The sequence below is a fragment of the Rhodococcus sp. 21391 genome, assembly GCF_016772255.1.
GTDB classification, from domain to species: domain Bacteria; phylum Actinomycetota; class Actinomycetes; order Mycobacteriales; family Mycobacteriaceae; genus Rhodococcus_F; species Rhodococcus_F opacus.
The window spans coordinates 545,696-569,314 of sequence record NZ_CP063781.1 but is presented as its reverse complement, the minus strand read 5'-3'; the positions used below and the strand labels follow the sequence as shown (position 1 = coordinate 569,314).

The 23,619-nt window shown below is 67.1% G+C and carries 18 protein-coding genes and 1 pseudogene; 13 read left to right on the top strand and 6 right to left on the bottom strand.

Translation table 11 applies throughout. The annotated features are described in order from the left end of the window. Positions 1-26 precede the first annotated feature (26 nt). Entirely contained in the window at positions 27-869 is an 843-nt protein-coding gene (gene catA / locus GO592_RS02645; protein ID WP_005264057.1) for a catechol 1,2-dioxygenase, read from the bottom strand. A 208-nt stretch (positions 870-1,077) separates the two neighbouring features. On the opposite strand from catA, the gene GO592_RS02640 reads away from it, so the two are divergent. Then, positions 1,078-1,848 carry an IclR family transcriptional regulator domain-containing protein gene (locus tag GO592_RS02640; protein WP_007297201.1) on the top strand — a complete coding sequence of 257 codons (771 nt, stop codon included), beginning with the start codon at positions 1,078-1,080 and terminating at the stop codon, positions 1,846-1,848. Positions 1,849-2,038: 190 nt separating this feature from the next. Here GO592_RS02640 and GO592_RS02635 read toward each other — a convergent pair. After that, positions 2,039-2,392 (bottom strand): annotated as a pseudogene (locus GO592_RS02635) (dioxygenase family protein); the annotation flags it as partial. A gap of 232 nt (positions 2,393-2,624) precedes the next feature. On the opposite strand from GO592_RS02635, the gene GO592_RS02630 reads away from it, so the two are divergent. Then, positions 2,625-3,572: an acyl-CoA thioesterase gene (locus tag GO592_RS02630; RefSeq protein ID WP_007297199.1), complete on the top strand. Its 948-nt coding sequence runs from the start codon at positions 2,625-2,627 to the stop codon at positions 3,570-3,572. Positions 3,573-3,624: 52 nt separating this feature from the next. Further along, positions 3,625-5,109 (top strand): multicopper oxidase family protein, encoded by a 1,485-nt coding sequence (locus tag GO592_RS02625; RefSeq protein ID WP_007297198.1) that lies wholly within the window; start codon positions 3,625-3,627, stop codon positions 5,107-5,109. 10 nt (positions 5,110-5,119) lie between these two features. On the opposite strand, the gene GO592_RS02620 is transcribed toward GO592_RS02625, so the two are convergent. Next, the gene (locus GO592_RS02620; RefSeq protein ID WP_007297197.1) at positions 5,120-6,058 is read right to left on the bottom strand and encodes an AraC family transcriptional regulator; all 939 of its coding nucleotides are present in this window, start codon (positions 6,056-6,058) and stop codon (positions 5,120-5,122) included. 165 nt (positions 6,059-6,223) lie between these two features. Here GO592_RS02620 and GO592_RS02615 point away from each other — a divergent pair, with 165 nt between their 5' ends. Continuing rightward, positions 6,224-6,784 (top strand): flavin reductase family protein, encoded by a 561-nt coding sequence (locus GO592_RS02615; RefSeq protein ID WP_007297196.1) that lies wholly within the window; start codon positions 6,224-6,226, stop codon positions 6,782-6,784. A gap of 24 nt (positions 6,785-6,808) precedes the next feature. Beyond that, positions 6,809-8,425 (top strand): 4-hydroxyphenylacetate 3-hydroxylase family protein, encoded by a 1,617-nt coding sequence (locus GO592_RS02610; RefSeq protein ID WP_007297195.1) that lies wholly within the window; start codon positions 6,809-6,811, stop codon positions 8,423-8,425. A 23-nt stretch (positions 8,426-8,448) separates the two neighbouring features. On the opposite strand, the gene GO592_RS02605 is transcribed toward GO592_RS02610, so the two are convergent. Continuing rightward, positions 8,449-9,396: an AraC family transcriptional regulator gene (locus GO592_RS02605; RefSeq protein ID WP_007297194.1), complete on the bottom strand. Its 948-nt coding sequence runs from the start codon at positions 9,394-9,396 to the stop codon at positions 8,449-8,451. A gap of 218 nt (positions 9,397-9,614) precedes the next feature. On the opposite strand from GO592_RS02605, the gene GO592_RS02600 reads away from it, so the two are divergent. The 7 genes from GO592_RS02600 to GO592_RS02570 all read left to right on the top strand — a co-directional run bounded on the left by GO592_RS02600 (position 9,615) and on the right by GO592_RS02570 (position 17,785). Further along, complete coding sequence (locus GO592_RS02600) at positions 9,615-10,826, top strand: cytochrome P450 (RefSeq protein WP_007297193.1); 1,212 nt, start codon at positions 9,615-9,617, stop codon at positions 10,824-10,826. Positions 10,827-10,828: 2 nt separating this feature from the next. Further along, positions 10,829-11,824 carry a 2Fe-2S iron-sulfur cluster-binding protein gene (locus GO592_RS02595; RefSeq protein WP_007297192.1) on the top strand — a complete coding sequence of 332 codons (996 nt, stop codon included), beginning with the start codon at positions 10,829-10,831 and terminating at the stop codon, positions 11,822-11,824. A 183-nt stretch (positions 11,825-12,007) separates the two neighbouring features. After that, positions 12,008-13,384: a benzoate 1,2-dioxygenase large subunit gene (gene benA / locus GO592_RS02590; RefSeq protein ID WP_007297191.1), complete on the top strand. Its 1,377-nt coding sequence runs from the start codon at positions 12,008-12,010 to the stop codon at positions 13,382-13,384. A 14-nt stretch (positions 13,385-13,398) separates the two neighbouring features. After that, complete coding sequence (benB, locus tag GO592_RS02585) at positions 13,399-13,908, top strand: benzoate 1,2-dioxygenase small subunit (protein ID WP_007297190.1); 510 nt, start codon at positions 13,399-13,401, stop codon at positions 13,906-13,908. A gap of 36 nt (positions 13,909-13,944) precedes the next feature. Further along, a complete protein-coding gene (benC, locus tag GO592_RS02580) occupies positions 13,945-15,483 on the top strand; it encodes a benzoate 1,2-dioxygenase electron transfer component BenC (RefSeq protein WP_007297189.1) in 1,539 nt (512 codons plus the stop codon). Beyond that, a complete protein-coding gene (locus GO592_RS02575) occupies positions 15,480-16,274 on the top strand; it encodes a 1,6-dihydroxycyclohexa-2,4-diene-1-carboxylate dehydrogenase (RefSeq protein ID WP_007297188.1) in 795 nt (264 codons plus the stop codon). Before benC ends, GO592_RS02575 begins: the two co-directional genes overlap by 4 nt. A gap of 146 nt (positions 16,275-16,420) precedes the next feature. Beyond that, positions 16,421-17,785: an MFS transporter gene (locus tag GO592_RS02570; protein WP_039951182.1), complete on the top strand. Its 1,365-nt coding sequence runs from the start codon at positions 16,421-16,423 to the stop codon at positions 17,783-17,785. On the opposite strand, the gene GO592_RS02565 is transcribed toward GO592_RS02570, so the two are convergent. Beyond that, positions 17,761-18,828: a 2-oxoacid:ferredoxin oxidoreductase subunit beta gene (locus GO592_RS02565; protein WP_007297186.1), complete on the bottom strand. Its 1,068-nt coding sequence runs from the start codon at positions 18,826-18,828 to the stop codon at positions 17,761-17,763. The genes GO592_RS02570 and GO592_RS02565 overlap by 25 nt on opposite strands. Positions 18,829-18,833: 5 nt before the next feature. Further along, positions 18,834-20,768 carry a 2-oxoacid:acceptor oxidoreductase subunit alpha gene (locus GO592_RS02560; RefSeq protein WP_005562297.1) on the bottom strand — a complete coding sequence of 645 codons (1,935 nt, stop codon included), beginning with the start codon at positions 20,766-20,768 and terminating at the stop codon, positions 18,834-18,836. Positions 20,769-20,890: 122 nt separating this feature from the next. Here GO592_RS02560 and GO592_RS02555 point away from each other — a divergent pair, with 122 nt between their 5' ends. Continuing rightward, entirely contained in the window at positions 20,891-23,593 is a 2,703-nt protein-coding gene (locus GO592_RS02555; RefSeq protein WP_007297185.1) for a helix-turn-helix transcriptional regulator, read from the top strand. Positions 23,594-23,619 lie beyond the last annotated feature (26 nt).

Here is a 23,619-nt window from a genome sequence, read left to right as displayed (position 1 = left end):
ATCACTTTCTCTACGGGCGGAACGGGTCACGCGGGGTCGAGCACGAAGTTGTAGGTGACGTAGTTCTTGCCGTCGTCACCGGTCTTCGGGTCGAGGATGAGTTCCGGCTTGGTAGCCGACGCGACGTCGCTGTCGATCCACTCGCCACCCTTGAAGTACAGCTGCGTGGTCACCGACTCCTTGCCCGGCGCCGACACGATGAGGTGCAGGTGCGCGGGACGCCACGGGTGACCGTTCTGCGCCTCGATGAACTGACCGGTCGGGCCGTCGGTCGGGATCTGGTAGGGCGCCGGCTGGATCGTGGTGATCTCGTAGCGGCCCTCCTCGTCGGCGATGATGGTGCCGCGCAGGTTCCACTCGGGCAGGTGCGGAGCGAACTGCGAGTAGTAGCCGTCGTTGTCGGCGTGCCACAGTTCGACCTTCGCGCCGGCGAGGCCGTTGCCGTCGAGATCGGTGACCTGGCCGGAGAAGACGAGCGGGGTGATCTTCTCGTCCTCTTCCCGCATCGGCAGGGTGCACTTCGACGGCAGCTCGGGCGAGTTCTCGATGTAGTACGGGCCCTCGATGCTGCCCTTGGTGCCCTTGCGGCTGCGAGCGAGGACTTCTTCGACCGAGTGCTCGATGAACACGTCGAGGAACAGCGGCCATTCGCCGCCCTCGCCCACGTCGATGAGCCACTGCTTGAACACGCGGTACTCGGGGTAGGTGACGCCGTGCTTCAGGATCACGTCGTTGAGTGCGCCGAGTGCGTCCTTGGCGATGGCCGCGAGCCGCTCCGGCGAGGTGTCGGCGGTGACGCGCTCGGCCTTGAACTTGTCGGTGGCGGCGGAGCCGGATCCGGCTGCGGTGGGGCTCTCGGTGGTGGTCATCTGTTTCTCCTTGGGCTGGGAGGGGATCGGATTGGGCTGATATCGAGTTTTGGGCGACGCGGTGGGTGTTCACGCGCCGAAGATCTTGCATGGTGTACGCTGTGCGTACTAATATCACGCTGTGCGTACACCACTACTGTGCGCGCAGTCACATTGAAATGTCAACCCCGAGTCCGAAGACGCAGACGAATCGCTGGTGGAGGCCGCAATGACCGAGAGCGATCGCGATTACATCCAGAGCATCGAGCGCGGCTTCGCAGTGCTCCTCGCGTTCGACGCGCAGCGTCCGAACCCCACGCTCGCCGAACTCGCCACGGAAGCGGGACTGTCGCGTCCCGCGGTCCGCCGGATCCTGCTCACCCTGCAGAAGCTGGGGTACGTCGCCGGCTCGGGAGGCCGGTGGTCGCTCACGCCCCGCGTGCTCAGCATCGGACAGCACTACTCGGAGTCGCACGCACTGATCGAGGCCGCGATGCCCCGGCTGCTCGAGGTGGCCGAGAAGACGCAGGAGTCCGCGTCGCTCGGCGTGCTCGACGGCGCCGACGTGGTCTACGCGGCGCGCGTTCCCGTCCGGCGGATCATGAGCATCAACGTCTCCGTCGGCACCCGCGTCCCCGCGTACGCCACGTCCATGGGCCGTGCGCTCCTGGCCTGGGCCCCCGCGGACGTGGTCGAGCGGGTGGTCGCCGAGTCGACGTTCGAGAAACTCGGACCCGAGACCATCGGCACGGCAGCCGAACTCGAGCGGGAACTCGCCAAGGTCCGCGAGCAGGGGTTCGCCCTGACGTCCGAGGAGTTGGAGAAGGGGCTGATTTCGCTGGCCGCCCCCGTCCACGACGCGGGCGGCACAGTGGTCGGCGTGGTCGCGTGCTCCACGTCGTCCGCGCGGAACACTCCGGCGCAGTTCCGGGAACAGGCCGTTCCCTGCGTCCTCGCCGCCGCGGCCGCCCTGAGCGCGGATATGGGTTTCGCCGGCTGACGGCGTCACGTCGGTCAGATCGGGTCGAGCAGGAGACCTGTCCGCCGGCACCGAGGTCGACGAGCGACTCGACGGCGGACGCGACCACTTCTCGTGATGCGCCCGGCGTCGGCACCAGGCGCGTCTCGAGCGGCCGGAAGCCGCGCGCATGCACGACGACGTTGACGTGTCCGATATCGGCTTCGGCTCGGGCGCTGGAGAATTCACACGGCGCTGGCTGCACGGTCGATATGTCGAAGCGGCCCCCGGCGCACGTGACGACGATGCCGCGCAGGTTGTTGCGCAGAATCTCGACGGAGTACCCGGAGTAGCAGCCGTCGGCGTCGGCGTGCCAGATCTCGAGCTCCGCCCCCGACAGCGGTTCGCCGTCGCGTGAGCGCACGATTCCCGCGATGCGGAGCGGAGTTCCCGGTTCGCCGGGAAGTGCCGCGAGGTTCGCCTTCCACGGCAGCACTCGCTGCGCGGGGAGGTAGAACTCCCGGTCGACGTGGTCGAGGCCTGCCTGGTCCACATGAGGTGCGGTCGTCGTCGATGTCGAGGTCATCACCTGATCCGATCCTCTCGTACGCTGTGCGTACATCTAGAACGCTGTGCGATCGATGTCGAGTGTGCGCGTGGTCACACGCTTTCGTCAACCTCGGTCCGTTCACATCGCGCACGGGTCGGCCCGGTGCATCTGTGGGATAATTTCCCCCGCCACCGGCGGACAACGACGTTTCGCCGTTCCCGGTTCGCGCCCTCGTGCCGGCCACGTCGAATCCCCGAGGATCACATCGATGACCACGCCTCCCCGCAGCATCACCCTCCGCTTCCTGGCCGCACCCACCGAGGTGGCGACGCTCGGAGGAGCCGTCCAGGGTGGCCGGATCCTCGAATGGATCGACAAGGCCGCCTACGCCTGCGCGGTCGGCTGGAGCGGGAGCTATTGCGTCACCGCCTATGTGGGAAACATCAAGTTCACCCGGTCCATCGAGTCGGGCCATCTCGTCGAGGTCGAAGCGCGGCTCGTCCACACCGGGCGCTCGAGCATGCACATCCAGTGCACCGTGTCGTCGGCCGACCCGCGCACCGGACAGTTCACCGAGGCCAGCAACTGCCTGATCATCTTCGTCGCCGTCGACGACTCCGGTAAGCCGACGAGTGTGCCGCCGTGGCAGCCCGTCACCGCCACCGACCGCGCCGAGTCCGAGGAGGCGGTCATGCGGATCGGCCTGCGAGCCGACATCGAAGAGGCGATGAGCAAGCAGAACTACACCGACGCGGGCACCGCACCGGAATCGCTCACCCGCTTCCTCGCCGCGCCCACCGACGTCAACTGGGGCGGCAAGACCCACGGCGGAACCGTGATGCGCTGGATCGACGAGGCCGCCTACCTGTGCGGCACGTCGTGGAACGGCACGCCGTGCGTGTCCGTCTACGCCGGCGGGGTGCGCTTCTACCGCCCGATCCAGATCGGTCACGTCGTCGAGGTCGACGCCCGCCTGCTGCACACCGGCGCGCAGACCATGCACATCTCGGTGCACGTGCGATCCGGTGACCCGCGCACCCGCGAAATGAACCTCACCACCCACTGCCTCACCGTCGTCGCCGCCGTCGACGAGGACGGCGCCGCAACCGCAGTGCAGCAGTGGGTGCCCCGGTCCGACGAGGACCGCAAACTGGAGGCGCACGCCCGCGAACTCATCGCCCTCCGCGACCGGGCGCGAATCGGTGCCCTGGCGTAATCCGCCCGAGTAGCGTCACGGGAAACGGTCTACCCGCGGAAGGAGCGTGGGGATGCCTGGGAACCGTCCACTCGACGCGCAGTTGTCCCGGCGGCGTGTGCTGCAGTGGGGAGCGGGAGCCGCACTCCTCGGGTTCACCGGGGCCTGCGCCCGCAGCGACGACACCGAGGCTGCGATCGGGCCCGACTCCCCGGAGGTGCGCGCGTACGCCGAGTCCGAGGAACGCCGGTTTCCCGGCGGCAGACCGGTCGGGTACGAACTCTCCGCGACGCAGTCCGACGTCGACCTCGCAGGTAAACGCACTGCTGCGTGGCTGTACAACGCGCAGCTGCCGGGCCCGATCCTGCGGGCGAACGTCGGGGACAGGGTCCAGGTGCGGTTTCGCAACCAGCTGCCGGATTCCACCACCGTGCACTGGCACGGGCTGGCCATCCGCAACGACATGGACGGGGTCCCGGATGTCACGCAGGCTCCGATACCGGCGGACACAGAGTTCGTCTACGACTTCATCCCGCCCGACCCGGGCACGTACTGGTACCACACGCACGGCGATCTCCAGCGCGGCCGAGGGCTGTACGGGGCTCTGATCATCGACGATCCCGGGGCTCCCGCGAACTACGACGCCGAGTTCGTCGTCGTGCTCTCCGACTGGTTGACCGACCGCACGCCCTCGCAGGTCTTCGACGAACTCCACGGCGGGCGGATGACGTCCATGCCCGAGATGACGTCGCGCGTGCTCGGCGGTGACTCCGGCGACGTCCGGTACCCGGTGTACCTGCTGAACGGGAAACCACCCGGCGATCCGACCGTCTTCACCGCACGGCCGGGGCAGCGAGCCCGCATCCGGCTGATCAACGCGGGCGACGACACCGCGTTCCGGGTCGCGCTGGGTGGACACCGGCTGACCGTCACGGACACGGACGGTTTCCCCGTCGAACCGGTCGACACCGACTCGGTGCTGATCGGCATGGGCGAGCGGTACGACGCCGTCGTCACCCTTCAGGACGGGGTGTTCCCGCTGGTCGCGGCCGCAGAGGGGAAGGGTGCGCAGGGATTCGCGGTGGTGCGCACCGGCGGCGGCGCGCAACCCGACCCCGCCGTGGCGCCCCGTGAGCTGGGCCCTCCCCCACTCACCGTGGTCGGCCTGCGGGCCACCGACGCCGTCCGGTTACCCGTCGTCGACCCGGGTGTCACCCTGGAGGCGTCGCTCGGCGGCCACATGATGCAGTACGTGTGGACGGTGAACGGCAAGGCCTACCCCGACCACACCCCGCTGACCGTCCACCGGGACCAGCGAGTGCGGCTGGTCTATACGAACCCCACGATGATGTTCCACCCCATGCACCTGCACGGGCACACGTTCGCCGTCGCCCGGTCGGACGGTTCGGGACCGCGGAAGGACACCGTGATCGTGCTTCCCGGGCAGACCGTCGCCGCCGACATCGACACGACCAACCCCGGTCAGTGGATCACGCACTGTCACAACGACTATCACCTTGCCGCCGGGATGGCGACGATCTTCTCCTACGTGAGCTGACGCCGCACCGTCAGCCCCGGAGCGCTTCCGAGGGCGCCACGCCGTACTTCCGGCGGTACGCCGCCGCGAACCGCCCCGTGTGGGTGAATCCCCAGCGCATCGCGACCTCGGCGACCGTCGACGAACCGTCCGCGCGCAGCAGGTCGTCGTGGACGCGTTCGAGCCGCACGTTCAGCAGGTAGTCGCGGGGGCTCACCCCGACGTACTCCTGGAATCCCTCCTGCAGGCGGCGGACGCCGACGCCCGCGATCCCGGCCATCTCGCCCGCCGTCCACGCCCGCGCGGGGTCGGCGTGGATCTCGTCGATGACGCGCTTGACGATGCGCGGCCGGGTACCCGCACCGGCCGTCTCGTCGTCCGGGATCGCCGCCAGGACCAGTGCCGTGGTGACCGCCCCCGACAGTTGCTCGGCGACGAGCGGGTTCGTGTAGATGCCGTCCGACCGCAGCATCTGGTCGAGCAGTGACCGCACCAGGGCCAGCCAGCTGGCACCGTTCTCGCTGGTCAGGTCCAGCTGCGGGGGAAGTCGCAGCCCTGGCCGCGCCAGGATCCGCGCCATCTCGCGGTGCAGGTAGTCGCGGTCGACGCGCACGCCGATGATCGAGCAGTCCTTGCTCCAGTCGGTGATCAGCGTCGTCGTGTCGGGTGGGCATATCGTTCCCTCCCCGGGCACGGACGACACCTCGTGCTTGCCGGTCACCGATTCCAGATGTCCCGACAGCGGCACGTTGATCGCATACGCGCCAGGGTGGTCGGACTGGATCGACACGTCGGCGCCCCAACCGATATGGGTGATCTTCACGGGCCCGAGTTCCACCGCCTCCGCGACGGTGTTGCCCGCGTTCGACCTGTTCAGCGGGGTCAGCCGGTGCGGGAAGTACACGTCCGACACCACGTGCGACGCTTCGTCCCAATCTTCGGGGCGAATCAGCTTGGACGCGGGCAGCATGGCACCAGTGTGACTACGGACACCTTCGATTGCAATTTTCGGCGTGATCCAAGTCACCGCGCAAAGCGGATCACCTCCGCGCTCAGCGGATCGACGCACCGTTCCCACGGTCGTACTTTCGTCCGTACCTCATCAGCGCCCCGGACAGGAAGGGAGGCTCCGACCATGGAGCAACGCGAACTCCGGAACATTTTCGGGCAGTTTGCCAGCGGAGTCACGGTCATCACGTGCGCCAACTCCGAGGGCCTGCCGCACGGAGCGACGGTCACCGCCTTCACCGCCGTCTCGATCGAGCCGAGACTGTGCCAGATCACCCTGACCCGAAAGTCCAAGGCCTGCAACTACTTGAGCAAGTCGCCGTTCGCCGTCAACATTCTCGCCGCCGACCAGGTGGACACCGCGATGCATTTCGCCGGGCGACCGCAGAACCCCGAACCCGTGTGGGCCGACGGACCGACCGCCCCCATCATCTGCGGTGCCGCCGCCACGTTGTCGTGCCGGCCGTGGGCCGAGTACGACGGCGGCGACCACATCATCTTCATCGGTGAGATCGTCGCGGCCGAATCCAGCGGCAAGGACCCGCTGCTTTTCTACCGGAGCACCTTCCACGACCTCGGCTCACCGTCCGCGTCGGCCGCGTGGAACGGATCGATGGACGATCCGAACAACGGCTGGTTCGACTCCACCACCTCCTTCACCCCATTCCATCTTCAGCCCGTCAACTGACCGCCCGATCCGAAAGGACATTCCATGACCACCACCGAAAGCGCTCCCGAGACCGCGCTCGACCCGACGAAGGTCAACCCGGCCGCAGACTGCGAGGCCAACCGCACCGCCAACTTCGCGTCGCGCCCGATGACCGGTGACGAATACATCGAGTCGCTGCGCGACGACCGCGAAATCTGGTTGCACGGCGAGCGTGTCGAGGACGTCACCACGCATCCGGCGTTCCGCAACCCGATCCGGATGACCGCACGCCTCTACGACTCGATGCACACCGGCGAACACGTCGACAAGGTCACCACCCCCACCGACACCGGCAACGGCGGCGTCACGATGCCGTTCTTCAAGGCGCCGAAGTCCTCGGACGACCTGCTGAAGGAACGCGACGCGATCGCCACCTGGGCGCGGATGACGTACGGCTGGATGGGCCGCTCCCCCGACTACAAGGCCTCCTTCCTCGGCACCCTGCATGCCAACAAGGAGCTGTACTCCCCGTTCCAGGACAACGCCGAACGCTGGTACAAGGAATCGCAGGAGAAGGTCCTGTACTGGAACCACGCGATCATCAACCCGCCCGTCGACCGCCAGCTCCCGCCCGACGAGGTGGGGGACGTGTTCATGAAGGTCGAGAAGGAGACCGACGCCGGCCTCATCGTCTCCGGCGCCAAGGTCGTGGCCACCGGCTCGGCCATCACCAACTACAACTTCATCGCCCACTACGGCCTGCCGATCAAGAAGAAGGAATTCGCCCTGATCTGCACCGTCCCGATGGACGCACCGGGCGTGAAGCTGATCTGCCGGTCCTCGTTCACCCAGAACGCGGCCGTGATGGGCACCCCGTTCGACTACCCGCTGTCGAGCCGCATGGACGAGAACGACACCATCTTCATCTTCGACAAGGTGCTGGTGCCGTGGGAGAACGTCTTCATGTACGGCGACGTCGACAAGATCAACGGCTTCTTCCCGCAGTCCGGATTCCTGCCCCGCTTCACGTTCCAGGGCTGCACCCGTCTCGCCGTGAAGCTCGACTTCATCGCCGGCATGCTGATGAAGGCCCTCGACGCCACCGGCGCGGGCGGTTTCCGCGGCGTGCAGACCCGCGTCGGTGAGGTCATCGGCTGGCGAAACCTGTTTTGGTCACTCACCGAATCGATGGCACGCAACCCCGAGCCGTGGATCGGCGACACCGTCATCCCCAAGCTCGAATACGGCCTCACGTACCGCATGTTCATGATCCAGGGCTACCCGCGGATCAAGGAGATCATCGAACAGGACGTCGCGTCCGGGCTGATCTACCTGCCCTCGAGCGCCCGCGACTTCAAGAGCCCCGACGTCCGCCCGTACCTCGACAAGTACGTCCGCGGCTCCGACGGCATGACCGCCGTCGAACGTGTCAAGATCATGAAGGCACTGTGGGATTCGATCGGCAGTGAGTTCGGCGGCCGGCACGAACTCTACGAGCGCAACTACTCCGGCAACCACGAAAACGTCAAGGCGGAACTGCTGTTCGCCGCCGAGAACCGTGGCGACGTCGCGTCCATGAAGGGCTTCGCCGAGCAGTGCCTGTCCGAATACGACCTCGACGGCTGGACGGTCCCCGACCTCATCGGCAACGACGACGTCTCGTACTTCGGCAACAAGTAACCGCACACCCGCCGCGATCCCCGTCAGAAGCGAATCAGCTCTGACGGGGATTTGCCGTACCGCCGGCGGTACGCGGCAGAGAACCGGCCCGCATGGGTGAACCCCCACCGGGCAGCGACCTCGGAGACCGTGACACCGGGTTCCAGCGCCCGCAGGTCGGCGTCCGCGCGACTCAGGCGGATGTCGAGGAGGCATTCCGACGGACTGCGCCCGACGTACTCGCGAAACCCTTCCTGCAACCGGCGGACGCTGGTACCCGCCAGTTCTGCCATGTCGGCTGCCGTCCAGGCGCGGGCCGGGTCGTCGTTGAGTCCGTCGAGCACCCGCTTGACGATTCGTGGTCGGGGTGCGCCCCCGCGCACCTCCTCGTCGGGCGTGACGGCCAGGATGAACGCCGAGGTGATCGCGCCGGCGAGCTGTGGGCCGACCACCGGGTTGGCCAGGAGGTCGGCCGGCTCCCGCAGTTGCGCGGTCAATGAGCGCACCAGACGAAACCAGCTGTGTCCCGGGGCCTCGGTGAGATCGATCTGCGACGGTAGGTGCAGCCCGGGCCGCAGGTCGGAGCCGAGGATCCGGTCAGCCTCCTGCTCGAGGTAGTCGCTGTCGAATTTGACGCCGAGCACCGAGCAGTCGCCGCTCCACCGGGTGATCAGGGTCGGCTCATCCGCCCGGAAGACCGTGGCCTGACCTGGGCGCGACAGCACCGTGTCGCCCTGCGAACAGGACTCCAGCGAACCGGACAGCGGAATGTTGATCTCGTACGCATCCGGATAGTCGCACTCGATCGACACGTCGGCACCCCAGCCCAGCCTCCCGAGAGTGACGGGGCCGAGGTCAACGGTCCGCATCGACAGCTTCATCGCTCCGTTCGGCGACAAGTCGGTCAACGTGTGGGGAAAGTACGCACCGGCCACCGCCCTCGACGCCGCATCCCAGTCCTGGGTTTCGGTGATCTTCGATGCCATCGTCATGCACCTGCCTCACTGAAGAATCGTTCCGACCTCATTGAAACCGTGTCGTCACGCCCAGTCGAGGATAACTGAGACCGCAATCACAAGTAGTCGCGCAGATGGTCCAGAGACCGCGCAGAGTGGCTAGACCACCCTCCTGCGACGGCCTACCTTCTTCCTCACCCCGCTCACACAACGAAAGTTGTTTCCGAGCAGTTGCTTTGAATGAGGAGATTCAGATGACCGCCACCCTCTCTTGGATCGACGAGATCACGATGACGGAACTCGAGCGCAACCCGTACCCCGTCTACGAGCGGCTGCGCGCCGAGGCGCCGCTGGCCTACGTCCCGGTCCTCGGCTCGTTCGTCGCGACCACTGCCGACTTGTGCCGCACCATCGCCAACAGCCCCGACTTCGAGGGGATCATCACCAAGGCCGGTGGCCGCACGTTCGGCCACCCGGCGGTGATCGGCGTCAACGGCGAGATCCACCGCGACCTCCGCTCGATGGTCGACCCCGCACTGCAACCGTCGGAGGTGGACCGCTGGGTCGACGGACTCGTCCGCCCCATCGCGCGTCGCTACGTGGAGCAGTTCGAGAACGACGGCAAGGCCGATCTGGTCTCGCAGTACTGCGAACCCGTCAGCGTGCGCGCACTCGGTGATCTCCTGGGGCTGAACGACGTCAGCTCGGACACGTTGCGTGACTGGTTCCACCGGCTGTCGAACTCCTTCACCAATGCCGGGGTGGACGCGGACGGCGAGTTCACGAACCCGGAGGGATTCGTGCAGGGGGACGAGGCCAAGGCAGAGATCCGGGCCGTCGTCGATCCGCTCATCGACAAGTGGACCGTCGAACCCGACGACAGCGCCATCTCGCACTGGCTGCACGACGGCATGCCCGAAGGTAAAGTCCGCGACCGCGAGTACATCTACCCCACGCTCTTCGTCTACCTGCTGGGCGCGATGCAGGAACCCGGGCACGGCATGGCATCGACACTCGTGGGCCTGTTCACCCGCCCCGAGCAGCTCGAGGCCGTCATCGACGAGCCTGCCCTGATTCCGCGGGCGATATCCGAAGGAATGCGCTGGACCTCCCCGATCTGGTCGGCCACGGCCCGCATCAGCACCAAGGACGTCACGCTCGGGGACGTGTTCCTTCCCGAAGGATCCGTGGTCCTGCTGTCCTACGGTTCGGCCAACCACGACACCGCCGTCTACGACGCCCCCTCCGACTACGACATGACGCGCCCCCCGCTCCCCCACCTGGCGTTCGGTTCCGGCAATCACGCGTGCGCGGGTATCTACTTCGCGAACCACGTCTGCCGCATCGGCCTCGAGGAGTTGTTCGAGGCGATCCCGAACCTCGAACGTGACTCCGGCGCGGACGTGGAGTTCTGGGGCTGGGGTTTCCGCGGCCCGACCGCCCTCCGGGCCACGTGGGAGGTGTAGCCGTGACCGTCACCGTCTCGGTCGCCGCGGACAGGGTGGAATGCCGCACCGACCAGCCGATACTCGACGCTTTCCTCCGGGGCAGCGTGTGGATGCCGAACTCGTGCAACCAGGGCACGTGCGGAACGTGCAAGCTGCGGGTCGTGTCGGGATCGGTCGATCACGGGCGCTCGCCCGAGACCACGCTGACCCAGGCCGAGCGCGAGCAGGGATTCGCCCTGGCCTGCCAGGCCACTCCGTGTGGTGACACCGTGGTGGAACGCCTGGACACGGCGCCGGCGGGCACCGTCCACGCCCTGCGGGACCTGGTCGGCACCGTGAGCGCGATCGAGGACGTCGCCCGTGACACGCGGCGGGTTCTCGTCACGCTCGACAGCCCGCTCGAATTCTCCGCGGGGCAGTACGTCGAACTACGAGTACCCGGCACCGACCACCGCCGCCAGTACTCGATGGCGAACACGCCGGGCGAGTCGAAACAACTCGAGTTCCACGTCCGCAGACAGCCGGGCGGAGTCGCGACGGACGGTTGGGTCTTCGGCGCGCTGTCAGTCGGCGAGCGCGTCGAGATGGCGGGGCCGCTCGGCGACTTCCGTCTCGATCCGGAGGACGAGGGTCCGATGATCCTGCTCGGCGGCGGAACCGGGCTCGCCCCGCTGAAATCGATGGTCCGCCAGGCACTCACCGTCGCACCGGAACGCGCGATCCACCTCTATCACGGCGTGCGGGAAGCAGCCGACCTGTACGACGTCGACCTGTTTCGGGAGTGGGAACGCGCACACCCGGGGTTCCGATACGTTCCGTGTCTGAGCGATTCGACGTGGTCCGGCCGGACGGGCTACGTCACCGACGCGTTCGTGGAGGACTTCGACACCTGTCGCGGCTACTCCGGGTACCTGTGCGGGCCGCCGGCGATGGTCGACGCCGGAGTCAAGGCGTTCAAGCGCCGGCGCATGGCTCCGCGACGCATCTTCCGGGAGAAGTTCACGCCCGCCGCGTGACGACCGCACCCCGATGCGTACGCCGAGGCCCTCCGAGCCTCGGCGTACGCATGCCGAACACGTCCTAGTCAGTACTCGGTAAATGCCTAGTGTGATGCAGCGCACAGGCTGCAAGAGTGGAATTCATTGCCGGACCCGGGCGCCCTCACAGGGCGCAAGCCCCCGGAGATCTTGGAGGATCCCATGACTGACACCCTGTACACAGCGCCGTCCGACGACGTGCGCGCCAAGCTGGCCGACGCGCTCGTCGAGGACGCGGAAACCGGTCGCTACCAGGTGCGACGTAGCGTTTTCACCGACGAGGACCTGTTCGAACTCGAGATGAAGCACATCTTCGAGGGCAACTGGATCTACCTGGCCCACGAAAGCCAGATCCCGAATGTCGGCGACTACTTCACCACGTACATGGGCCGCCAGCCGATCGTGATCTCCCGCAACAAGGAGGGCGAACTCAACGCCCTGGTGAACGCGTGCAGCCACCGCGGCGCCATGCTGTGCAGGCGCAAGACGGACAACCGGACCACGTTCACCTGCCCGTTCCACGGCTGGACGTTCAACAATTCGGGCAAGCTCCTCAAGGTCAAGGACCCGCGTGAGGCCGGCTACCCGGAACAGTTCAACAAGGACGGCTCCCACGACCTCACCAAGGTCGCGCGGTTCGAGAACTACCGCGGTTTCCTGTTCGGCAGCCTCAACGCCGACGTCCCGCCGCTCGAGGAGCACCTCGGTGACACCACGAAGATCATCGACATGATCGTCGACCAGTCGCCCGACGGCCTCGAGGTCCTGCGCGGTGCGTCCACCTACACCTACGACGGCAACTGGAAGCTGCAGACCGAGAACGGTGCCGACGGCTACCACGTGTCCGCCACCCACTGGAACTACGCCGCGACCACGTCGCGCCGGGAGTCGGGCGAGTCCACCAACGCCACGAAGGCGATGGACGCCGGCAAGTGGTCGAAGCAGCAGGGCGGCTACTACTCGTTCGACAACGGTCATCTGCTGCTGTGGACGAAGTGGGCCGACCCCGCCAACCGTCCGCTGAACGAGCGTCGCGACGAACTGGTCGCCGAGTACGGGGAGGATCGCGCCGACTGGATGATCGGTGTGTCCCGCAACCTGTGCCTGTACCCGAACGTGTACCTGATGGACCAGTTCGGTTCGCAGATCCGGCATTTCCGTCCGATCTCCGTCGACAAGACCGAGGTCACCATCTACTGCATCGCCCCCAAGGGTGAGAGCCGCACGGCACGTGCCGCCCGCATCCGCCAGTACGAGGACTTCTTCAACGCCACCGGCATGGCCACCCCGGACGATCTCGAGGAGTTCCGCTCCTGCCAGAAGACGTACCAGGCCGGAGCCGCACCGTTCAACGACCTCAGCCGCGGTGTCACCCACCAACTCCAGGGCCCCGACGAGGGTGCGAAGAAGATCGGCATCAATCCCATCTCCAGTGGTGTGAAGACCGAGGACGAGGGCCTTTACCCGATCCAGCACGGCTACTGGGTACAAGCGCTCACCAAGGCGCTCGACGCCGACGTTGCCGCGAACAACCGCTGAGGGAGACGACGAACATGACTGCAGTAGCCGAAAGCACTGTCACCCAGCACGCCATCGAGCAGTTCCTCTACCGTGAGGCCCGCTACCTCGACGACCGCGAGTTCGAGAAGTGGATCGAGTGCTATCACCCCGACTCCGAGTTCTGGATGCCGGCGTGGGCCGACGACGGTGAACTGACCACCGACCCGATGACCGAGATCTCCCTGATCTACTACGCCAACCGTGGTGGCATCGAGGACCGGGTGTTCCGCATCAAGACCGACCGGTCGAGCGCGACGAGCCTTCCGGAACCCCGCACCGGTCACAACATCTCGAACGTCGAGGTCACCGACCGTCGCGGCGACGTCGTGGACGTCCGGTTCAACTGGTTCACGCTCTACTTCCGGTACAACACGGTCGACACGTACTTCGGGAATTCGTTCTACACCATCGACTTCTCTGGTGAGCAGCCTCTGATCCTGAAGAAGAAGGTCGTGCTCAAGAACGACTACATCCACCACGTGGTCGACATCTACCACATCTGATTTCTTTCCCATTCTTCGCGAATCGAGCTGTTTTCCATGACTTTCCAAGTTGCACTGAGTTTCGAGGACGGGATCACCCGCTTCATCAAGTGTGACGGCGACGAGACGGTCGCCGACGCGTCCTACCGCGCGCGCATCAACATTCCCCTCGACTGTCGAGACGGGGCGTGCGGCACCTGCAAGTCGCTCTGCGAATCCGGCACGTACGACGGCGGCGACTACATCGAGGAAGCGCTCACCGACGAAGAGGCGGAGCAAGGCTACTGCCTTCCGTGCCAGATGATGCCGGAAAGTGATCTGGTGCTGCAGATCCCGACGACGTCCGACGTCGCGAAGACCGCCGCAGGCACGTTCTCGTCGACGGTCACGGAGATCCGTAAGTTCTCCGACACCACCATCGGGTTCACGATCGAGATCGCGAACCGGGACGACCTGGTTTTCCTCCCCGGCCAGTACGTGAACATCACCGTTCCCGGGACCGAAGCGACGCGCTCGTACTCGTTCAGCACCGGACCCACGTCGAAGGAACTGTCGTTCCTGGTCAAGATCACCGACGGCGGCCTGATGTCGGAGTACCTGCGTAGCCGCGCACAGGTCGGCGACACGCTCGAGTTCACCGGCCCGATGGGAAGCTTCTTCCTGCGTGAGCAGAAGCGTCGCGCCCTGCTGCTGGCCGGCGGCACCGGGCTGGCCCCGCTGCTGTCGATCCTCGACAAGATGCGCACCGACGCCGCCGACCACCCCGTGCACCTGGTCTACGGAGTCTCGTCCGACGCGGACCTGGTGGAACTGGACAAGCTCGAGGAGTACACGAAGTCCCTGCCCCGGTTCACGTTCGACTACTGCGTGTCCGACCCGGCGAGCAGTGCACCGAACAAGGGATACGTCACCGGCCTGTTCGAGCCCGCACACCTGAACGACGGCGACGTGGACGTGTATCTGTGCGGTCCGCCTCCCATGGTCGAGGCGGTGCGCGACCACCTGAAGTCGGAGGGCGTCACGCCGGCGAACTTCTACTTCGAGAAGTTCAACAACGCCGCGACACCGAGTGGGTCCGAGGTGTCCGCACCGCCGGCGGCCGACGCCGTCGAGGCGGCCCCCGAGTACGAGATCGGCGAGGAACACCAGCCGCTGTCCGAGTCGGACGCGCAGTTCGACGCCCGCATGGCGCTCGAACTCGGGGCGATGGAACTGACCATCGGCCGGATGACGAAGGAACAGCTGTCCGAGTACCGGATCCTCGCCGAGACCTCGTGCGAATCGATCGAGAACGACCACTTCACGGACGCAGGCGCGTTTACCGACACCAACGCCGCATTCCACGAATTCCTGTTCCGGTGCACCGCCAACGACGTGCTCCTCGAGGCGTACAACCGCCTGGAGGTCACGCAGCTCATGACGAAGGTGCTCCGCACCGCGGACTGGGTGGACGAGCACATCCAGCACGACCACCTCGACATCGTCGCCGCCTTCGAGAAGGGTGACCGGGCCGCCGCCCACGACCTGATCGTCAGCCACAGCGCGCACGCCAAGGCCACCATGTGCCGCGCCATCGAGAGGAGTGCCGTCGCATGAGTGGACTCGTCACTCCGCACCGTTTCGACGGCAAGGTCGTCGCGGTCACCGGCGCAGCGCAGGGCATCGGCCTGACGGTCGCGACCCGACTCGCGGCCGAGGGTGCGTCGCTGATCCTGATCGACCGCGCCGAACTCGTCCATGACGTCGCGAAGGGGTTGCGCGAGAACGGTACCGACGCGCACAGTATCACCGCCGATCTGGAACAGTTCGCCGACGCCGAGGCGGCGATCGACGAGGCGCGGCAGCAGCACGGCCGGCTCGACGTGCTGATCAACAACGTCGGCGGCACCATCTGGGCCAAGCCGTACGAGCACTACACCGCCGAGCAGATCCAGGCGGAGGTGCAGCGGTCGCTGTTCCCGACCCTGTGGACGTGCCGCGCCGTCCTCCCCCACCTCATCGCGCAGCAGTCGGGCACCATCGTCAACGTGTCTTCGGTGGCCACGCGGGGTGTCAACCGCGTGCCCTACGCGGCGTCGAAGGGCGGGGTCAACGCCCTGACCGCGTCACTCGCTCTCGAAGCCGCACAGTACGGAATCCGCGTGGTGGCCACCGCACCCGGCGGCACCGAGGCGCCCGCTCGCCGCGTTCCCCGCGGCCCCGGCGCGGAGACCGATCAGGAGAAGGCCTGGTACCAGCAGATCGTCGACCAGACCGTCGACTCGTCCCTGCTGAAGCGGTACGGAACGCTGGACGAGCAGGCCGCGGCCATCGTCTTCCTGGCCTCCGACGAGGCCACGTACATCACCGGGACGGTACTGCCTGTCGCCGGTGGCGACCTCGGCTAGCTGCCCACAGATCTCGACCGCCTCATCGGCGGGGCGCATTGCATCGTCTCGCCGATGGGGCATTTCTTTAGCCGAATTCGATTGTGGCACAGCACACTTACGAGTTCGGCCCGGTTCCCCGTCACACCCACCGAGCGGAGATCACCATGAACCCATCCACCACCCCCGATACCTGGGCGAGTCCGAGACACCGCAGTGCCGTCACGTGGGTCGTCGCGATCGCCACGATCGCGATCATCTTCGACGGCTACGACCTCGTCGTGTACGGCACCATCCTCCCGACGTTGATGAACGATCCCGGCCAGCTCGGCGAGATCTCCGCGCAGCAGGCCGGTGCATTGGGCTCGTACGCGCTCATCGGTGTCATGGTGGGCGCGCTCACCGCCGGCGCCGTGGGCGACTACCTGGGCCGGCGGCGGATGATGCTCGTCAACATCGCGTGGTTCTCCATCGGAATGGGGCTCGCCGCGTTGGCCACCAACGTCACCATGTTCGGCCTGCTGCGATTCTTCACCGGTATCGGGGTCGGTGGCCTCGTCGCCACCGCCGGTGCGATGGTGGCGGAGTTCGCCCCTCCCGGAAAGCGGAACCTGTACAACGCCATCGTCTACAGCGGCGTCCCCGCCGGCGGGGTGCTCGCGTCCCTCCTCGCGATCGTCCTGCGCGACACGATCGGCTGGCGCGGCCTCTTCTGGATCGGCGCACTGCCCATCGTGATCCTGCTGCCGCTGGCGCTCGTGAAACTGCCCGAGTCGCCGAAGTGGCTCGCCGCCCGCGGCCACGAGGACAAGGCCCGCCGCATCTCCGAACGCACGGGCATCCCGATGCCCGGCGCCGACGAGATCGCCGCGGAACGGGCCTCGGCTGAGAAGGTCGGCTTCGCCGCACTCGCGACGCGCCGTTACGTTTGGGGCACTGCACTTCTCGGAATGATGAGCTTCTCCGGCCTGCTGCTCACGTACGGACTCAACACGTGGCTTCCGAAGATCATGGAGGACGCCGGTTTCAACGCGAAGGGTTCGTTGTCGTTCCTGCTCGTCCTCAACGGCGGCGCGATCCTCGGCGGCCTGATCGCCTCCAAGGTCGCCGACGGCATCGGACCGCAACGCGTCGTCGCCACGACGTTTGGTCTCGCCGCACTCGCCCTGATCCTCCTGACGCTCGGCTTCCCGCTGCCGGTGCTGCTCGCGTCCGTCGCGGTCGCCGGAGTCGGCACCATCGGCACCCAGGTCCTGATCTACGGCTTCGTCTCCAACTACTACTCGACGTCCGCGCGCGGCGCCGGGGTGGCGTGGTGCGCCGGATTCGGCCGGCTGGGCGGCATCTTCGGCCCACTGATCGGCGGAGCACTGATCAGCGCGGGCATCAGCAGCCAGGTGGCGTTCTACGTCTTCGCGGGCATCGCCGTCCTGGGCGGGATCGTGACGTTCTTCGTTCCGCGTGCACGGGTCACCCGCGCCGAGGTGGCGGGCACCGGCGAAGCCGCCTACTCCACCGTCCAGGTGTCGTGACCGGTCAGCAGGCGCTGCAGCGAGCCGTCGTCGACGGGATCCTTCTCGCGCGCGATCTCGTTCTGCAGACGCACCATGTCGTCGTACGTGTCCCGTGTGACGCTGCGGAACACACCGGTCACGGTGTGGGTGAGGTCCTGGTCGGAAAGTCTCGACAGGGCGGACGCGTAGTCGGGGTCGTCGGTGTGGGCGTCGTGCACGACGATCTCGTCCCGGTCGACGTCGGCGGTCGCGACCACCTTCAGACCGAAACCCGATCGGACGACGCAGTATTCGCCTGCTCCGCCGAACACGATCGGCTCGCCGTGGGTCAGCGGGATGAGGCGCTGCTCCGAACCGTCCTTGCGTAGGACGTCGAACGAGCCGTCGTTGAAGATCGGGCAGTCCTGGTAGATCTCCACGAACGACGTGCCGCGGTGGGCCGCCGCCTGCCGCAGCACCTCCGTCAGCCCCTTGCGGTCCGAGTCCATGGCGCGGGCCGCGAACGTGGCCTCGGCTCCCAGCACGAGGGACAGCGTGTTGAACGGGTGGTCCACCGACCCCAGAGGTGTCGACTTGGTGATCTTGCCGACCTCCGAGGTAGGCGAGTACTGCCCCTTGGTCAGCCCGTAGATCCTGTTGTTGAACAGCAGGATCGTCATGTTGACGTTTCTCCGCAGGGCGTGGATGAGATGGTTGCCCCCGATCGACAGCGCGTCACCGTCACCGGTCACCACCCACACCGACAGGTCGGGGCGCGTCACCGCGAGACCCGTCGCGATGGCGGGCGCACGACCGTGGATCGAGTGCAGGCCGTACGTGTCCAGGTAGTACGGGAACCGGCTCGAGCAACCGATGCCGGAGACGAACATCAGGTTCTCGCGTCGGAGTCCCAACTCCGGCAGGAAACTTCGGATCGTGGCGAGGATGACGTAGTCTCCGCAGCCCGGACACCACCGGACCTCCTGGTCCGACGTGAAGTCCTTGGCCTTCTGCGGTTCGTCGGTCTGGGGCACGTGCGCGGTGGCGCTCAGCCCCAGGTCCGCACCGACACGACTGATCATCCGTGTCACGCCGATTCCTCCTGCCGGGGTCCGGTCGATCGGTAAGTCGCCGACGCGAGCGCGTCGGAGGTCTTCGCGAGCTCGTGCTCACGCAACGTTCCGGCCAGCGCGGAGTCGATCACCTCGTGCAGTTCGTCGCCGAGGAAGGCGAGCCCCCGCACCTTGGTCACCGATTGCACGTCGACGAGGAACCTCGAACGGAGGATCATCGCGAGCTGGCCCAGATTCATCTCCGGTGCGACGACGGTCCCGTAGCTGCGCAGCACCGCACCGAGATTGGCGGGCAGTGGGTTGATGTTGCGCACGTGCACGTGGGCCACCTTCTTGCCCTCACGCCGAGCACGCCGGCAGGCCTCACCGATGGGTCCGTACGAGCTGCCCCACCCGACCAGCAGCAGGTCGGCCTCACCCGAGGGGTCGTCGACGACCGCGTCGGGAACGGCGATTCCGTCGATCTTGGCCTGGCGCAACCGCACCATGAGGTCGTGGTTGGCGGGATCGTAGGAGATGTCGCCGCTGCCGTCGGCCTTCTCGAGTCCGCCGATGCGGTGTTCGAGCCCCCGCGTTCCCGGTATCGCCATGGCACGGGCGAGCGTCTCCCGGTCGCGGGCGTACGGCGCGAATTCGCCGTCCACCGGTGGCGCCGTGTCGCAGCCGGGGTCGATCCGGTCCAGTTCGGACACGTCCGGGATGGCCCACGGTTCGCTGCCGTTCGCGATGGCACCGTCCGACAGCAACAACACCGGTGTGCGGTATGTGAACGCGATCCGGGCGGCCTCGACCGCGGCATCGAAGCAGTCCGCGGGTGAGCGCGGCGCGATCACTGCGACCGGCGACTCGCCGTTGCGTCCGTACATCGCCTGCAACAGGTCCGACTGCTCGGTCTTCGTCGGGAGCCCGGTGGACGGGCCACCGCGCTGGACGTCGATGACGAGCAGCGGGACCTCCGTCATCACCGCCAGCCCGATGGCTTCGCTCTTCAGCGCCAGTCCGGGTCCGGACGTGCTCGTCACGCCGAGCGCACCCCCGATCGACGCGCCAAGCGCCGCGCCGATTCCGGCGATCTCGTCCTCGGCCTGGAACGTGGTGACGCCGAGATTCCGGTGCTTGCTCAGCTCGTGCAGGATGTCCGACGCCGGCGTGATCGGATAGGTGCCGAGGAAGACGTCCCGCGACGCCAGCCGCCCCGCGGTCACCACCCCGTAGGCCAGGGCCGTGTTCCCGGTGACCTGGCGGTACGTGGCCGGTGGGAGCGTCGCCGCGGACACCTCGTAGGTGGTCGCGAAACTCTCCGTCGTCTCCCCGTAATTCCACCCGGCCTTGAACGCGAGCAGATTGCCCTCCGCGATCTGCGGTTTCGCTGCGAACTTGGTCTCCAGGAACCGCTCGATGCTGTGGGTGGGGCGGTTGTACATCCACGACAGCAGTCCGAGCGCGAACATGTTCTTCGCCCGCTCACCGTCCTTCCGGCTCAGTCCGGCGGGTTCGACCGCGCCGACCGTCAACGTCGACATCGCCACCGGATGCACGACGTAGTCCTCGAGGGAGTCGTCGTCGAGGGGGCTCGTGGCGTATCCGACCTTCGCGAGATTCCGCTTGGTGAACTCGTCCGTGTTCACGATGATCATGCCGCCACGCGGCAGATCGGCCAGGTTCGCCTTCAACGCCGCCGGGTTCATGGCGACCAGGACGTCCGGGCGGTCGCCGGCCGTGAGGATGTCGTAGTCCGCGATCTGGATCTGGAACGACGACACACCGGGGAGCGTGCCCTGAGGCGCCCGGATCTCGGCGGGAAAGTTGGGCTGGGTGGCGAGGTCGTTGCCGAACGCCGCCGCCTCGGACGTGAACCGGTCGCCGGTCAACTGCATACCGTCGCCGGAGTCTCCGGCAAAGCGGATCGCCACTCGCTCCAACTTCGTGGAGTTCGCCTCCGTCGTCATGGATGCACCGAATCCCTCGACTCGTAGTCGTTCTGACCAGCAGCTTCTAACCTCACGGTACAAGCGTTCCCAGTTTTCGCCAGGAACACGCCGAAATCAGGCGTCGCGATACGGTGAGTGGTGTGAGGGATCCAGGGAACATCGAGCTCGTCGGGCGTTCCCGCGAACTCGCCGAACTAGAGTCGATCCTGCGTGAGGCGGGCGAGAACGCGCCCGTCGTCGTGGTCGTCGAAGGCGTGCCGGGCATCGGCAAGACCACCTTGGTGGAACACTTCCTCGCGGCGCATCCCGACCTGCCCGCCTTCTCCGCCGTCTGCACCCCGTGGGCGTCGGGCCATCCCTTCGGCGTCGCCCAACAGCTCCTCGGGGCGGCCGTGACGTCGGAAGACCCCGTCGACGTCGCCCGCGAACTCGTCGCTGCAGTGGATCCGCCTGCCGGTGACGTTCCGTTCGTGTTCGTGCTCGACGATGCGCAGTGGGCAGACCTCGCCTCATTGCAGGCGCTGACTTCCGCCGTGCATCTGCTGGACCGACCGGCAATGATCGTCCTCGTCACGAACTCGGAACCTCCTGAGGGTGTTCCTGCGGACGTCCTCGACCTCCTCGACCGGCACCGCCGGCATCGGATCCACGTCCGTCCACTCGATGCGTCCGACACCCGCAGACTTGCGAATACCCTTGCGCATCTCGACCTTCCGGCCCCGGTGGCGCACCAGCTCGTTCAGCACACGGCGGGGAATCCACGGCACCTCACGCAACTTCTGCAGGAAGTCGACCCGAGCGCGTGGAGCCAGTGGCAGCCAGTGCTCCCGGTGCCCCGCACGTTCGCCGCGAAAGTGCAGTCACAACTGTCCGCGTGCTCAGCGCCTGCCCGGGCACTCGTCGAATCGGCGGCCGTACTCGCCGGGGATCCCCGATTCGCCGACGCCGCCGCGCTCGCGGGCATCGAGCACCCGGTGGAAGCGCTCGACGAAATCCATCGGGCGGGCCTCCTCACCGTCGGTGAGCATCGCGGCGTCACCGTGCTGACCTTCCCGTCGCCGCTGACCCGGGCCGCCGTCTACCGCAGCCTCGGGCCGATCCGGCTACGTGACCTGCACGATCATGCCGCGCAGATCGTCGAGGACGAAGGCAGGCGGCTGGACCATCGCGCCGCGGCCGCGCCGTTCGCCGACCCCGCGCTCGCGGACGAACTGGACACCTATTCTGCGCAGCGGGCGACCGTCGGGGCGTGGTCGGCCGTCGCGGACGCATTGATCAAGTCGAGCCGCCTCACCGTGGACCGCGGCGAACGCGAACAACGCCTCATCCGGGCCGTCGACGCTCTCGTCGGTGCCAGCAACCTTCCCCAGGCTTTGGCGTTCGCGCCGGAGATCGAGAGCTTCCCCGAAAGTCCGTTACGCGACGCCGTACTCGGCTACCTCGCAATCCTCCGGGGACGACCCGCGGAGGCCGATCTGCTGCTCACCCAGTCGTGGACCGCATGCGACCCGGGCACCGATCCGGCGACCGCCGCGCTGATCTGCCAGCGCCGCGTCCTGGACTCGCTCGTGCGCTGGCACGGACCGGACCTCGTCGAATGGGCCAGCCGGGCCGTGGCTCTCGTCGATCCGGGGGATCCGTCGGCCGTCGAATCCGCGGCGATCATGGGACTCGGACTCGCTGCCACGGGTCAGGTCGTGGAGGCACGGGCCGCCTACGACACGCTGTCCGCAAAGATCGCTCTCGGTGCCCAGTCCCAGCGCTTCGACATGGCCAGGGGGTGGCTCGACCTGGCGCTGGACGATCCCGAATCGGCGCGTCAGGAACTGGAGAGCGCCGTCCCCACGGCCTTCCGGATGGGCTCGACCCGCATCTCGCTGTGGGCGCAGGCCTGGCTGGCGCGAACGCAATTCGCCCTCGGCGACTGGAGCGGCGCTATCGCCACTGTCGACCGTGCGGTACACCAACTCGAGGACGCCGCGCTCGACCTCGTCCGGCCCCTCGTGCACTGGACCGGCGCGCAGACACACGCGCTGCGCGGAAACTGGCCCGCTGCGCACGAGCACCTCCGTCTCGCGGCGGCGAGTTCGCACGACTACCCGATGATGTTCATTCCGTCCTCACTGGCACGCGCCCAATGCGCCGAGGTGCAGGCCGACTACGCGGCAGTGATCAGGGCGCTCGAGCCTCTCACCCGCCTGCAGCCCCGCGAGGGCATCGACGAGCCAGGCTTCTGGCAGTGGCCCGACGTCTACGCGAACGCTCTCGTGATGGCCGGTCGCGTCGACGACGCGGACACCTTCCTCACCCCGCACGAGGAACGCGCCGCCGAGCGCGGGCACCGGTCGGCGATGGCTCGTCTCGGTTACGCCCGAGGTCGCGTCGCAGGCGCGCGTGGCGACATCGATGCCGCCCGGGACGTGTTCGAGACGGCGTTGACGCACCTCGACACCCTTCCCCTCCCCTACGACCGCGCCCGCGTGAACTTCGCGTACGGCCAGACCCTGCGCCGGGCAGGTAAGCGGCGCGAAGCGGACGCCGTCATGCAGGCCGCCCGGGAGGGATATTTCGCGCTCGGAGCCACCTCCTACGTGCAGCGGTGCGACCGCGAACTCAAGGCCGGCGGCCTCAACCTCAAACGCAGCCGGTTCACGCTCGAGGAACTGACTCCGCAGGAACGGGCCGTGACCGAACTCGTCGCCGGCGGAGCCAGCAACAAGGAGGCGGCCGGCGAGCTGTTCCTGTCCGTCAAGACCGTGCAATACCACCTGACCCGGGTCTACGCGAAGCTCGGCATCCGCTCGCGCAGCGAACTCGCGGCGCAGTTCCGCGACCAGGAGTGACGTTCGGGGTGGCGGGAACCTACCCC

Bases quoted from the DNA above. Each gene is read 5' to 3' on its own strand.
- benA (WP_007297191.1), top strand. From the start codon at position 12,008: ATGACTGACACCCTGTACACAGCGCCGTCCGACGACGTGCGCGCCAAG.
- GO592_RS02615 (WP_007297196.1), top strand. From the start codon at position 6,224: ATGGAGCAACGCGAACTCCGGAACATTTTCGGGCAGTTTGCCAGCGGA.
- GO592_RS02560 (WP_005562297.1), bottom strand. From the start codon at position 20,768: ATGACGACGGAGGCGAACTCCACGAAGTTGGAGCGAGTGGCGATCCGC.
- GO592_RS02620 (WP_007297197.1), bottom strand. From the start codon at position 6,058: ATGCTGCCCGCGTCCAAGCTGATTCGCCCCGAAGATTGGGACGAAGCG.
- GO592_RS02625 (WP_007297198.1), top strand. From the start codon at position 3,625: ATGCCTGGGAACCGTCCACTCGACGCGCAGTTGTCCCGGCGGCGTGTG.
- GO592_RS02575 (WP_007297188.1), top strand. From the start codon at position 15,480: ATGAGTGGACTCGTCACTCCGCACCGTTTCGACGGCAAGGTCGTCGCG.
- catA (WP_005264057.1), bottom strand. From the start codon at position 869: ATGACCACCACCGAGAGCCCCACCGCAGCCGGATCCGGCTCCGCCGCC.
- GO592_RS02640 (WP_007297201.1), top strand. From the start codon at position 1,078: ATGACCGAGAGCGATCGCGATTACATCCAGAGCATCGAGCGCGGCTTC.
- GO592_RS02565 (WP_007297186.1), bottom strand. From the start codon at position 18,828: ATGATCAGTCGTGTCGGTGCGGACCTGGGGCTGAGCGCCACCGCGCAC.
- GO592_RS02610 (WP_007297195.1), top strand. From the start codon at position 6,809: ATGACCACCACCGAAAGCGCTCCCGAGACCGCGCTCGACCCGACGAAG.
- GO592_RS02605 (WP_007297194.1), bottom strand. From the start codon at position 9,396: ATGACGATGGCATCGAAGATCACCGAAACCCAGGACTGGGATGCGGCG.
- GO592_RS02630 (WP_007297199.1), top strand. From the start codon at position 2,625: ATGACCACGCCTCCCCGCAGCATCACCCTCCGCTTCCTGGCCGCACCC.
- benB (WP_007297190.1), top strand. From the start codon at position 13,399: ATGACTGCAGTAGCCGAAAGCACTGTCACCCAGCACGCCATCGAGCAG.
- GO592_RS02600 (WP_007297193.1), top strand. From the start codon at position 9,615: ATGACCGCCACCCTCTCTTGGATCGACGAGATCACGATGACGGAACTC.
- benC (WP_007297189.1), top strand. From the start codon at position 13,945: ATGACTTTCCAAGTTGCACTGAGTTTCGAGGACGGGATCACCCGCTTC.
- GO592_RS02570 (WP_039951182.1), top strand. From the start codon at position 16,421: ATGAACCCATCCACCACCCCCGATACCTGGGCGAGTCCGAGACACCGC.